The following is a 12,645-nucleotide window of genomic DNA, read 5'->3' on the forward strand; positions in this document are numbered from 1 at the left end:
CCCCGGCGGCGCCGACGGCCGGCCGCCGCCGCGCCGCGATGGCCCTCCGCCGCGCCGCGATCCGTCCAATTTCGGCCCACGCATCGTCGTGCTGGCGGCTGACGGCGTCACACCTCTGGCCGGCCGGCGCGAGACGTTGGACCGCCCCGGCCAGACCCGCGCCGTCAAGCTCAACGGCCAGACTTTGGCCGTGCTGCGCCTGGCCGAGCGGGCCGGCCCGGCCGAGGGCGTGGACGCAAGCTTCCTGCGCCGCCAGTACATTGGCTTGGGCGCCGTCGCCGTCGGCGTCATGGCGGTTGCCCTGGTGCTGGCGCGGCTGCTCGCGGTGCGCTGGGCGCGCCCGCTGGCCGAGGCCCAGGTGGCCGCGCGGCGTATCGCGGCGGGTGAGTTCGGCGTGCGCCTGCCCGTGCCGCGCGACGGCGGTGGGGCCAGCGAGATCGCGGGCCTGCAGGGCGACATCAACGGCATGGCCGAGGCGCTGCAGCGGCTGGAGACCAGCCGCCAGCGCTGGATCGCCGAGTTGTCCCACGAGCTGCGCACGCCACTGGCGGTGCTGCGCGGCGAGGTCGAGGCGCTGGTGGACGGCATCCGCCCGCTGGATCAGGCGGCGCTCGCCTCGCTGCAGGAGGAGATCAAGCGCCTGTCCCGCCTCGTCGAGGATTTCCATCTGCTGGCGACGTCGGAGCTGCGCTCCCTGCCTTGCGAGTTCGAGCCGGTGGCGCCGGCCGCGCTGCTGCAGGCCGCCATCGAGCGCATCGCGCCGCGGGCCAAGGCGCGCGGCCTGGTCATCGAGGCGCCTGTGCCCCCGGTGCTGCCCGCCGCGCATTGGGACGCCGTGCGCATCTCCCAGCTGCTGGCCAATCTGCTGGAGAACAGCCTGCGCTACACCGAGGCGCCGGGACTGCTGCAGATTTCGGCGCGCCCGCTGGGGGCGTCCCTCGAGATCCGCCTGGAGGACACGCCGCCGGGTGTGCCCGAGGCCGAGCTGGACCGGCTCTTCGACCCGCTCTACCGCGTCGACCCCTCACGCAGCCGCGCCTTCGGGGGCTCGGGCCTTGGGCTGGCCATCGCGCGCGCCATCGCGCAGGCCCATGGCGGTCGGCTGCGCGCCGAAGCCTCGTCGCTGGGCGGGCTGGCCATGGTGCTGACGCTGCCGCTCAAACCCGAGGGGAGGAATGCATGAGTGACCTCATCCTCATCGTCGAAGACGAGCCCAAGCTCGCGGCGCTGGTGCGCGACTATCTGCAGGCGGCGGGCTTTCGCAGCGAATGGCTGGCCGATGGCCGCCAGGCCCTGGAGCGGCTCAAGACCGGACCGATGCCGGCGGCCGTGCTGCTCGACGTCATGCTGCCGGGCCTCGACGGCCTGGAGGTCTGCCGCGCCGTGCGCGCCTTCAGCGACGTGCCCATCCTCATCAACAGCGCCCGCGTCGAGGAGCTGGACCGGCTGCTGGGCCTGGAACTGGGCGCGGACGACTATGTCTGCAAACCCTTCAGTCCGCGGGAGCTGGTCGCCCGGGTGAAGGCCCTGCTGCGCCGCGCCCAGGGGCGGCTCGCGCCCGCCACGTTGGTGCCGGCGGGCGGTGGCTTTGCGGTGGACGAGGGCGGCCAGCGCATCGTCTGGCGAGAGCAGGCGCTGGCGCTGACGCCGGTGGAGTTCCGCCTGCTGCGCCAGTTGCTGCAGCACCCTGGGCGGGTGTTCGAGCGGGCCCAGTTGCTGGACCTCATCCACGAGGACTTCCGCGACGTGTCCGACCGCGTCGTCGACAGCCACATCAAGAACATCCGCCGCAAGCTCGCGGCGCTGGGCCCGGCCCAGGAATGCATCACCTCGGTGTATGGCGTCGGCTACCGGCTGGATCTGGCCTGACGGCGCCTCGTTGCTTTTGGGCAACTCGCCAAGGGTGGTCCACCCGAGGCTGAAAGGAGGGGCACTGCCTGGGTGCGCGGCTGCTTCATCATGGGTCTTTCAAGCCCCATTCCGGGTAAACCAGACTGCGGTCGCAATTGAATCCGGTTCCAGATTCGGATATCGTTGACAGCGTTGTCTATTTGAATTGATCCGCAGATCGATGGGTCTCAGGCCTGAAAGCTGAGATCGCTACCAGGGCTCGTCCCGATGGTTGTGCATCCGCGCACGATTCGCAGTCCGGCGACCCCGGAAAGAGCCGTCTTTGCAGGTGTTGTTGATTGCGCACATGGCGCCATCAACTCTCGTAAACCCCAGCAGTCGTGGGGAGGCCAAAACGTACAGTACGCCGGCGCCTGCAAAGGGCATCCTCTTTTTTTGGGGGATGTTGGTAACGCTACCAGGCGCTGACATCAGCGGGCCATAAAGTCGTCATCAATCGGCTGCAAGAGCCGGCCTAAGCAAGTAAGGAGACAAATGAAACACCCCCAGATTTCCAAGGCCCGTCGGGCGCCCCAATTCGCGCAACGGCTCAAGCCGGTGGCATGGGCCTCGTCGATCGCGCTGCTGACCGGCGCAGCGGCTGTGCAAGCCCAGCAAACCGGTGCCACAGCCGCCCCTGCCGCGCAGTCCCTGGAGACCGTCGTCATCACGGGCATTCGCAAGTCGCTAGACAGCGCTGTCACGCTCAAACGCGATAACCGCGGTCTGGTCGACGGCATCGTTGCTGAAGACATCGGCAAGTTCCCTGACACCAACCTCGCCGAGTCGATGCAGCGTATCGCCGGCGTGTCCATCGACCGCAATATGAGCGGTGAAGGCTCGCAAGTCACCGTTCGCGGTGTCGGCCCCGCATTCAACATGGTGCTGCTGAACGGCCGGCAGATGCCGACCTCCAACGGTGCCGGTCGCGCCTTCGACTTTGCCAACCTGTCCTCCGACGCAGTTTCCGCGCTGGAGGTGTACAAGACCGCGCGTGCCTCGTCCCCGACGGGCGGCATCGGCGCCACCATCAACGTCAAGACGGCCCGCCCGCTGGATGTGCGCGAAACCATCGCCAGCATCGGCATCAAGGCCAACTATGACCAGTCGATCGGCCGCCTGCCGGGCGAGATTGCGGGCTCGAAGGTCACGCCAGAGGTCTCCGGCATCTACAGCACGACCTTCGGGGACCGCACGGTCGGCATCTCGATCAGCGGCAACTACTCGAAGCGCAACTCGGGCTCGAACAACGCGTTCACCGGCAACGGTTGGCAAACCGAGCCCGTCACCAGCGGTACGGCAGGCACCGCCTACGGGGGTGTTCCGGCCAGCAACCTGAGCAACTTCCCGACCAGCGGCAACTACGTCACGCACACGAATGACGTGCGTTACCGCGTGACCGATCTGGAGCGCGAGCGCTGGAACGGTCAGGCCGTCCTGCAGTTTGCCCCGACGAAGGACCTGAAGTTCACGCTGGACCACACGATTGCCATCAACGCGACCAAGCAGAACGCCGTTGAGAACTCCTCCTGGTTCGGCCCCTCGTTCTCGGGCCCGTTGAATGGCCAGCCGCCCACGACGTTCTCCGCGACGAGCAAGGTCTACGACCCGATCATCCAGACGGCCACGTGGGACGGCACGCACGACTACGCGATGTACGTTGCCCAGCAGGCGATCAAGACCAAGCTGAACTCCACCGGTTTCAATGCTGCATGGAAGGTCAGTGAAAAGCTGAACTTTGATTTAGACGCTCATAAGTCGACGTCCCGGACGAATCCGGACAGCCCTTATGGCGATACCAACGTCATTGACCTGGCACTGTTCAACCAGGGCAACACGACGATGTTCTACGACCAGAAGTTCCCGGTCATGCAGTCGCCCGGCTTGAAGTACGACGCCAACAAGACCACCGTCACGGGTTCTCAGTTCACGAACAACATTTCGTACCAGGACGTCGACCAGGTCCAGGTCAGCGGCACCTACAAGCTGAGCACCGATGACAAGCTGCTGGCGGGTCTTGGTTTCACCAAGCTGAAGAACCGCTCGGCCGGCTCGAACAACTTCCACGGCGACTGGGGTGGCATCGGCCCGCAAGGCTCGTTCAAAGACATGACCGTGGCCCAGTACAACATCGCCAGCTTCTACGGCCAGATTCCCGGCAGCGGCGACTCGCGCCAGTTCCCCACGTTCTACGTGCCGAACTTCGACCAACTGCGCGCGCAGGCCGTCAAGAACGCGCAGACGTATCGTCCGACGTCGCTCCCGCCGGGCAATCCGCTGAGCGCGGCAGAGGCAGACGCCTACTTCAAGCCGTATACCGACTTCACCAACGGCAACGATTGGCGCACCACCGAAAAGTCCACCGCGGCCTATGGCCAGTGGGACCACTCGTTCGACACGTCCATCCCGATGAACCTGTCGGTCGGTCTGCGCTATGAGCAGACGAAGATCACGTCCTCGTCACAAGTCACCTCCTACAACGGCACCACCTGGTATGCGGAAAACGAGGTGAGGCTCGATGGCGCAACCACGACCTTCGGTACCAAGGACGGCAAGTACAGCTATTGGCTGCCCAGCATTGACTGGGATGCCGACCTGACGTCCGACATCAAGGTGCGTGCGAGCTACGGCGTGAACATCGGTCGCCCGGACTTCGGCAGCATGCTGGGCGGTGTCGCTCTGAACGCGAACTCGGGCCGCTACAACATCCACGGCGCCGGTTCGACCGGTGACCCGGCACTGAAGCCGCTCAAGTCCAAGAACTTGGACCTGTCCGCCGAGTACTACTACGCCAAGTCGTCGTATGTGGCAGCGGGCGCCTTCTACAAGAAGGTGACCGACTTCTTCACCACGAAGACGGTTCAGCAAACGTTCGCCGGCCTGAACCAGCCTGCCAGCGGCACGTATTTCGACGCCGCCCGGGCGGCGGGTATTCCTGCTGACAGTCCCAAGCTGCTGCGCAACTACATCTTCCAGCACTACAACGGCCAGCCGGGCGTCACGGTCACCGATGCCAGCGACCCGACCTTCCTGAAGGGCAACATTGCGGGCACGATCCCCGGCGCCCAGCCGCTGATCTTTGACATCACGACGCCGTCGAATGCCGGTGGCGACAACATCAAGGGCCTGGAGTTCAACTTCCAGCACATGTTCGCCAGCAGTGGCTTCGGTGTTTCGGGCAACTACACCAAGGTCCGCAGCGGCTTGAAGTACCGCAACGACGCTTCAAGCACCGATGTGCAGTCGCCTCTGGTGGGTGTCAGCGATTCCGCCAACCTGGTGGGCTTCTTCGAAAACGAGGTGTGGTCGATTCGTGCCGCCTACAACTGGCGCGATTCGTTCCTCTTGGGTAACGACAACGGCAACAACCCGCGGTACACCGAGGCCTTTGGTCAGGTGGACGCGTCCATCGGCTACAAGATTGGCAAGAACCTGACCCTGCAGGCCGACTTGCTGAACTTGAACGATGGCTACATCCGCACCCATGGCCGCAGCAAGAACGAGATCATCTCCGCCATCCAGACGGGCCGCCGTTACCTGGTCGGTGCTCGCTATCGCTTCTGAGCGATGAGCACCGCCGCCCGGTAAACGCCCCTCGGGGCCGTTCGCCGGGCGACCCAGATTGGCCGAGGCGGGCGCGCAACGCCCACCTCGGCCAAATTTCCTTTCAGAATTCCTCGGCCTTTGCGGCGTGCCCGGCACCCGCACGGCCATACTTTGCGGGATGAGTTCCGAGGTGACGAGAGCCGTTCGACGTATCGTGGTGCTGGGGGGAGGCTCGGCCGGTTGGTTGACGGCTGCGACCCTGGCGGCGGAACTGGGCGGTGACGGCCCCGACGCGCTGCAGATCACGCTCATCGAATCCCCCGACGTGCCCTCCATCGGCGTGGGCGAAGGCACCTGGCCGACGATGCGCGCCACGCTGCACCGCATCGGCCTCAGCGAGGTCGACCTGGTTCGCGAATGCGACGCGTCGTTCAAGCAGGGCTCCCGTTTCGACGGCTGGCTGCATGGCGGCGCGGGTGACCGCTACTACCACCCCTTCACGCTGCCGCACCGGCACGGCGACGTCGATCTCGCCGGCGCCTGGTTGCAGGGCGGGCGTGAGCAGGGTTTTGCCGAAAGCGTCGGCGCTCAGCCGCATCTGTGCGACGCCCACCTCGCGCCCAAGCAGACGACGACGCCGGACTTCGATGGCGTCATGAACTATGGCTACCACTTCGACGCGGTCAAGCTCGGTCTGCTGCTGCGGCGACATGCGACGACCGTGCTCGGCGTGCGCCACGTCGTCGATCATTTCACTGAAGTGCGCTCGCACGAGAACGGCGACATCGCCGCGCTCGCCACCCGCGAGCATGGCGACCTGGCAGGCGATCTCTTCATCGATTGCTCGGGCCTGGCCTGCCTGCTGCTGGGCCAGCACTACGGCGTTGGCTTGCGCTCCGAACAAGGCGTGCTGTTCAACGACAGCGCGCTGGCCATCCAGGTGCCGCATGCCGACGCGCAGGCACCGCTGGCGTCAGCGACCATCGCCACCGCCCACGCTGAAGGCTGGACCTGGGACATCGGCCTGCCCACGCGACGGGGTATCGGCCTGGTCTATTCAAGCAGCCACACCGACGACGCGGCCGCGGAGCGTGCGCTGTCGGGCTATCTGGAGCGCTGTGGGCTGGCACAGGCCGGTGCCGCGCTGCGCCGGATCCGCTTCAGCCCGGGTTATCGCGAGCACTTCTGGCACCGCAACTGCGTCGCTGTCGGCCTGGCCGCCGGCTTCATCGAGCCACTGGAGGCGTCGGCGCTGGCGCTGGTCGAACTGTCGGCCGCTTTCATCCGCGACGAGATGCCGACCCACCGGGCCGACATGGACCTCGTCGCCCGGCGTTTCAACGATGCGTTTGCCTACCGCTGGGCCCGCATCATCGACTTCCTGAAGCTGCACTATGTGCTGAGCCGCCGCGACGACGCCGACTACTGGCGCGAGCACCGTGCGCTGGCCACGCAGCCCGACTCGCTGCGCGAGTTGTTGCAGCTCTGGCGACATCGCGCGCCGTCGCGCAACGACTTCTACCGCGTGGAGGAAGTCTTTCCCGCAGCCAGCTACCAGTACGTGCTCTACGGCATGCAATTCAAGCCCGCGTCCCGCGCGCTGCGCCCGGACCGGCTGTCCGCGGCCCAGTCCTGCATGAAGGACGTGACGACAATCACCCGGCGGTTGCTGGGCGGCCTGCCCCGCCACCGCGACCTCATCCAACACATCCGCGCGCACGGCATGCCGCTGGCCGCCTGACCCACCGACGAGACCCCATGCTGCAAATCCTCAACAACGTCCAGCACAAGGACCTGCGCGTCATTACCCAGCGTGGCGCGCAATGGGGCGACGACATCATGTCGGCGCCCGTGACCGTGGACGAATTCCGCAAGCTCCAGGCGCATTACCCCATCGTCTTCCAGCCGGATGACAAGGGCGGCTTCGCGCCGGCGGTGCTGTTCGGCCTGCAGGAGGGCGAGAACCTGTTCCTGAACGGCGAGGGCTGGGACGCTGACTACCTGCCGCTGTCCGTGCAACGTCTGCCTTTCTCCATCGGCATTGCCGAAGACGAAATGCGCATGATGGTCGACATGGACAGCAAGCGCATCAGCCACGGTGCCGAGGGCGAAGCCGTCTTCCTGCCGCAGGGTGGCACGACTGATCTGACCGAGAACGCGAACTCCGTGCTGCGCACGCTGCATGAGGGCCTAGAGGCCACGACCGACTTCATCCAGACGCTGATGAAGTACGAACTGCTCGAGTCCTTCGTGCTCGACGTGGAGCGCCCTGACGGCTCGCATGGTCAGCTGGCGGGCTACTACATCATCCAGGAGGAGCGCCTCGCCGCGTTGGACGCCAGCACCGTCGGCCTGCTGCACCAGGCCGACTACCTGCAGCCCATCTACATGGCCATCGCTTCGCTGTCCAACTTCACAAAGCTGATCAAGCGCCACCTCGCACGCGAGGTGTGAGCAGGATGTCGGAGCGCAGTGATGTGAGCGCCGAGGCGATCCCGGCAGACGTGCTCCAGTCCACCCAGCCCGTGCTGATGCGCGGCTTGGTCGAGCGCTGGCCGCTGGTGCAGGCCGCGCAGCGGTCCGACGCCGACTTTTGCGACTACCTGCGGCGCTTCGGCGCCAGCACACGCCTGGCCCTCTGGCGCGGTGCGCCGGAGATCGGCGGGCGCTTCTTCTACAACGACGAGTTCAGCGGCTTCAACTTCCAGCACGAGGTCCACACCTTTGGCGCGCTGCTGGACGAACTGCTTGCCGGCACGCCCGATGCGCTCTACCTCGGCTCGACGGAGATCGACAGGGCCTTTCCCGGCCTGCGCCAGCACAACGACCTGCCCGCCCTCGCCGGCCTGCAACCGCACGTCAGTCTGTGGCTCGGCAACCGCATGCAGGTGGCCACGCATTTCGACCTGCCGGACAACATGGCCTGTGTCGTCGCGGGCCGGCGCCGCTTCACGCTGTTCCCGCCCGAGCAGGTGGCCAACCTCTACATCGGCCCATTGGACCTGACGCCCGCCGGCCAGCCGATCAGCCTCGTCGATCACGCGCGTCCCGACCTCGACCGCTTTCCGCGTTACGCGCAAGCGCTGGAGCATGCGCAAACCTTCGAATTGCTGCCAGGCGATGCGCTCTTCATCCCCAGCCAGTGGTGGCATGGCGTGGAGTCGCTGGAACCCATCAGCGCGCTCGTCAACTTCTGGTGGCGGCAGTCCCCGGCCTTCATGGACGAGCCGATCAACACGCTGTTGATGGCCCTGCTATCGCTGCGCGACCTGCCGCCGGCCCAGCGCGATACCTGGCGCGCGCTGTTCAACCACTACGTCTTCGACGCCGATGAACAGACGGCCGCCCACATCCCGCCCGCTGCGCGCGGCATCCTCGCGCCGATGACCGACAACAGCGCGCGTCAGCTGCGCTCGATGCTGCAGAACCGACTCAAACGATGAGCTCTTCCACGACCATGACCACCGCTCCAAAACCCATCCGTCGCGTCGTCATCGCCGGCGGCGGCACTGCTGGCTGGATGGTGGCCGCGGGCCTGTCCAAATGCCTGGGCAAGCATTACGACATCCGCCTCGTCGAGTCCGAGGAGATCGGCACGGTCGGCGTCGGCGAGGCCACGATCCCGACGCTGCACATCCTGCACGAGATCCTGGACCTGGACGAGCGCGAGTTCATCCAGGCCACGCAGGCCACGTTCAAACTCGGCATCAGCTTCGAGAACTGGCGCAACGTCGGCGAGAACTACTTCCACTCCTTCGGCAAGACCGGCAAGGGTCACTGGACGGCCGGCTTCCACCATTTCTGGTTGGAAGGCCGCAAGCGTGGCCTGGCGAGCGACTACGGCGACTACTGCCTGGAGCTGCGCGCCGGGCTGGACAACCGCTTCGCGACGCTGCCCGACAACGGCATCAACTACGCCTATCACTTCGACGCGACGCTCTACGGCCAGTACCTGCGCCGCTTCTCCGAAGCGCTGGGCGTGCAGCGCATCGAAGGCAAGATCGCCAAGGTCCACACCGACGCTGCCAGCGGCGACATCACCGGCCTGCAACTCGATGGCGGCGCGCTGATCGAAGGCGACTTCTTCATCGACTGCACCGGCATGCGTGCGTTGCTCATCGGCGAGACGCTGGGCGTGCCCTACGAGAGCTGGTCGCACTGGCTGCCCTGCGACAGCGCGCTGGCTGTGCAGACCACGCTGGTCGGCGAGCCGGTGCCCTACACCCGCGCCATCGCCCACCCCTGGGGCTGGCAGTGGCGCATCCCGCTGCAGCACCGCGTCGGCAACGGCGTCGTGTTCAGCAGCAAGCACATCAGCGACGACGAAGCCAAGGCCGCGCTGCTCGCCAACGTGCAGGGCGAGGTGTTGCGCCCGCCGCGCGTCATCAAGTTCACACCGGGCCAGCGCCAGCAGGTCTGGAAGAAGAACTGCGTCGCCATTGGCCTGGCCAGCGGCTTCCTGGAGCCGATTGAATCCACCAGCATCCACCTGATCCAGAAGGGCCTGACCCGCCTCGTCGAACTCTTCCCGACCGACGGCGTCCGCCAGAGCGATATCGACGAGTACAACCGGCAGACGCAGGAGGCGATCGAGATCGTCCGCGACTTCATCATCCTGCACTACCACGTCAACAACCGCACGGACTCGGCCTTCTGGCGTGACTGTCGCGAGATGGATGTGCCGCCGCTGCTCAAGCACCGCATCCAGCATTTCCGCGACACCGCCCGCATCATGCTGAACCAGGGCGAGCTGTTCGCCGAGAACTCCTGGGTGCAGGTCATGATGGGGCAGGGCATCACGCCTGCCAGCCACCACCCCATCACTCGCAACATGGACAACCGCAACCTCGCGGAGTTCCTCGGCGACATCCGCAAGGATGTGGCGCGCACGCTGATGAAGTTGCCCAAGCACCAGCAGTTCATCGACGGCTTCTGCCCCGCACCCAAGCTCGACCTGGTCACGAACAAGCCTGTCGTCGGCCCCGAGCTGCGCATCAACCCCAACGCTCGTCTGGAGACGGTGCAGCTGTCCAACGGCGCGACGGTCTACGTGGTCGACGACTTCGCGCAAGACCCCGAGGCCCTCCTGGCGCTCGCCCAGGCCCAGGCCGGCCAGTTCGAGGCGCCCGCCGGCCATCCCTATCCCGGCCCGCAGCTGGCACTGCCGGACGGCATCGCCGGCGCACTGGGGGGCTATTTCGAACAGCACCTGCGCCCCCGGCTGGGTGCCGGCCCGGGGCTGGGCATGTTCGGCCGCTTCTCGCGTGTCACCCAGGACGCCACGACGCTGGACCCGCGCCAGCGCATCTGCCACCGCGACGACTCCGCCATCGGGCCGGGCGAGGTGATCTCGGCATCCGTGCACTACCTGTTCAAGGACGAGCAACTGGGGGGCACCGTGTTCTTCCGTTCGCTGATGTCCGACGCGGAGACGCGCCAGTTCATGCGCGACTCCAACACGCTGAACGGCAGCGCCTTCAGCGACAAGTACGGCATCGCGCCTGGCTACATGACCGAGAGCAACCGTTACTTCGAGGTCATCGGCCGGGTGCCGGCCAAGTGGAACCGTGCCATCTTCTACAGCGGCAGCATCTTCCATACCGGCGACATCAACTGGCCCGCTGCCAAGGCCGGCTACCAGACCGGCATGGGCCGCCTCACCATCAACGCCTTCTTCAAGAGCCGCCAGCCTGCCTAGCCGCCAGTTCGGCATCCAGCGCCAGGGAGCGCTGCGCGGCCGGGCGGGACCGCAGGCGCGCCGCGTAGGCCTCCACGGCCGGCGTCGCCGGCATCATCTTGAAGGCCAGCATGTCGGCGAGCGCATTGCCCCATAGAAAGTCGGCCACCGTCAGGCGCTCGCCCAGCCACCAGGTCCGGCCGTCCTCCAGTTGCTGTTGCACCAGGCGCACGACGCTGTCGAAGTCGCCATAGGGCGACCAGGACGGCTGGCAGTCCTCGCGCTTGAGGGCCCGGTCCGTCATCGCCGGTTCGAAGCAGGAGCCGTAGAACACCATCCAGCGCAGGAAGCTGCCGCGCAACGGGTCGCCCACCGGCGGCGCCAGGCCGCGCTCGGGATAGAGCTCGGCCAGGTAGAGGTAGACGGCGGCCTGTTCGGTGATGAGCACGCCCTCGTGCAGCAGGGCCGGCACCTTGCCCATGGCGTTGACGGCGAGGTAGGCGGGTTCGCGCTGCTGCTTCCTGGTCAGGTCGAGCACCTGCAGTTCGTGTTCGGCCTGCAGCTCCTCGACGAGGATGCGCACGCCGGCGGAGCGGCTGTTGGGGGCGTGGAAGAGGGTGACGAAGCGGCTCATGGCGATGTGGGATGGAGTGAAGGAGGCGCCGTTGTAGGCTGCGGCCCCTGCCGCCGTCTTGGAAAAACACGCATGACCGCCACCACCCCGTTGCGCGCCGTGACCAGCCGGGCCAAGGGCGTCGTCGACCCGGCCACCGCGCAGCGCAAGTTCCGCCTCGCCCGCTACGAGCCAGCGCCCGACCTCGCGCCCTTCCTGGACTACCACTGGATCGTCGAATGGGATCTGCGCGGCCAGCCCGACTTCGTGCAGCGCACCTTGCCCTACCCGGTCGTCAATATCGTCTTCGACGCCGAGCTGACGGCCATCTTCGGCGTCGTCAGCGGTTCCTATGAGCACCGGCTCACAGGCGCCAACCGCGGCCTGGGCCTGCGCTTTCGGCCCGGCGGCTTTCGCGGCCTGCTCGGGCGCCCGCTGCACACCCTCACCGACATCCACCTGCCGCTGTCGGCCGTGCTGCCCGTGGATGACGCCCAGGCCGAGCACGCCGTGCTGAGCCAGCCGGATGACGCCGGCATGATCGCCGCCGCTGAAGCCCTGCTGCGCCCGCTGCTCGGCGAGCCTGACCCCAAGGTGGACCGGCTCAACGCCATCCTGGCCCTGGCCCAGAACGACACCACGCTGACCCGCGTGGACGCACTGGCCGAGCACGCGGGTGTGGGCATGCGCACTCTGCAGGCCTGGTTCAGCGACTATGTCGGCGTCAGCCCCAAATGGGTCATCCGCCGCTACCGCCTGCACGAGGCGGCCGACCAGCTCGCCAGCGGCGCCGAGCTGGACCTGGCCGACCTCGCCCAGCGCCTGGGCTATTACGACCAGGCCCATCTGACCCGCGACTTCAGCCGCCTCGTCGGCAAGCCACCCCAGGCCTACCGCAGCCCGCCTCGATAATCGCCAG

The 12,645-nt window shown here is 66.7% G+C and carries 9 protein-coding genes; 8 read left to right on the top strand and 1 reads right to left on the bottom strand.

What is annotated here, in order from left to right:
- The 7 genes from AC1DW3_RS24100 to AC1DW3_RS24130 form a co-directional block, all read left to right on the top strand.
- A partial coding sequence (locus AC1DW3_RS24100; RefSeq protein ID WP_477935659.1) for an ATP-binding protein occupies positions 1-1,183 on the top strand: 1,183 nt, incomplete at its 5' end.
- Positions 1,180-1,869 (top strand): response regulator, encoded by a 690-nt coding sequence (locus tag AC1DW3_RS24105; protein ID WP_477935660.1) that lies wholly within the window; start codon positions 1,180-1,182, stop codon positions 1,867-1,869. The genes AC1DW3_RS24100 and AC1DW3_RS24105, both read left to right, overlap by 4 nt.
- Before the next feature lie 516 nt (positions 1,870-2,385).
- Positions 2,386-5,454, top strand: a complete 3,069-nt coding sequence (locus AC1DW3_RS24110; RefSeq protein ID WP_477935661.1) for a TonB-dependent receptor — start codon at positions 2,386-2,388, stop codon at positions 5,452-5,454.
- 160 nt (positions 5,455-5,614) lie between these two features.
- The gene (locus AC1DW3_RS24115; RefSeq protein WP_477935663.1) at positions 5,615-7,177 is read left to right on the top strand and encodes a tryptophan halogenase family protein; all 1,563 of its coding nucleotides are present in this window, start codon (positions 5,615-5,617) and stop codon (positions 7,175-7,177) included.
- A gap of 17 nt (positions 7,178-7,194) precedes the next feature.
- Complete coding sequence (locus AC1DW3_RS24120; RefSeq protein ID WP_477935665.1) at positions 7,195-7,890, top strand: SapC family protein; 696 nt, start codon at positions 7,195-7,197, stop codon at positions 7,888-7,890.
- A gap of 5 nt (positions 7,891-7,895) precedes the next feature.
- A complete protein-coding gene (locus tag AC1DW3_RS24125; protein WP_477935667.1) occupies positions 7,896-8,879 on the top strand; it encodes a cupin-like domain-containing protein in 984 nt (327 codons plus the stop codon).
- Positions 8,876-11,134 carry a DUF6445 family protein gene (locus AC1DW3_RS24130; protein WP_477935669.1) on the top strand — a complete coding sequence of 753 codons (2,259 nt, stop codon included), beginning with the start codon at positions 8,876-8,878 and terminating at the stop codon, positions 11,132-11,134. The genes AC1DW3_RS24125 and AC1DW3_RS24130 overlap by 4 nt, the downstream gene beginning before the upstream one ends.
- Here AC1DW3_RS24130 and AC1DW3_RS24135 read toward each other — a convergent pair.
- Positions 11,112-11,753: a glutathione S-transferase family protein gene (locus tag AC1DW3_RS24135; protein ID WP_477935739.1), complete on the bottom strand. Its 642-nt coding sequence runs from the start codon at positions 11,751-11,753 to the stop codon at positions 11,112-11,114. The genes AC1DW3_RS24130 and AC1DW3_RS24135 overlap by 23 nt on opposite strands.
- A 66-nt stretch (positions 11,754-11,819) precedes the next feature.
- Between AC1DW3_RS24135 and AC1DW3_RS24140 the strand changes: the two genes are divergently transcribed.
- Complete coding sequence (locus AC1DW3_RS24140; protein WP_477935671.1) at positions 11,820-12,638, top strand: DUF6597 domain-containing transcriptional factor; 819 nt, start codon at positions 11,820-11,822, stop codon at positions 12,636-12,638.
- Positions 12,639-12,645: the final 7 nt, after the last annotated feature.

The organism is Roseateles sp. P2_H4, assembly GCF_056403315.1.

Bases quoted from the DNA above. Each gene is read 5' to 3' on its own strand.
- AC1DW3_RS24110 (WP_477935661.1), top strand. From the start codon at position 2,386: ATGAAACACCCCCAGATTTCCAAGGCCCGTCGGGCGCCCCAATTCGCG.
- AC1DW3_RS24120 (WP_477935665.1), top strand. From the start codon at position 7,195: ATGCTGCAAATCCTCAACAACGTCCAGCACAAGGACCTGCGCGTCATT.
- AC1DW3_RS24125 (WP_477935667.1), top strand. From the start codon at position 7,896: ATGTCGGAGCGCAGTGATGTGAGCGCCGAGGCGATCCCGGCAGACGTG.
- AC1DW3_RS24115 (WP_477935663.1), top strand. From the start codon at position 5,615: ATGAGTTCCGAGGTGACGAGAGCCGTTCGACGTATCGTGGTGCTGGGG.
- AC1DW3_RS24130 (WP_477935669.1), top strand. From the start codon at position 8,876: ATGAGCTCTTCCACGACCATGACCACCGCTCCAAAACCCATCCGTCGC.
- AC1DW3_RS24140 (WP_477935671.1), top strand. From the start codon at position 11,820: ATGACCGCCACCACCCCGTTGCGCGCCGTGACCAGCCGGGCCAAGGGC.
- AC1DW3_RS24105 (WP_477935660.1), top strand. From the start codon at position 1,180: ATGAGTGACCTCATCCTCATCGTCGAAGACGAGCCCAAGCTCGCGGCG.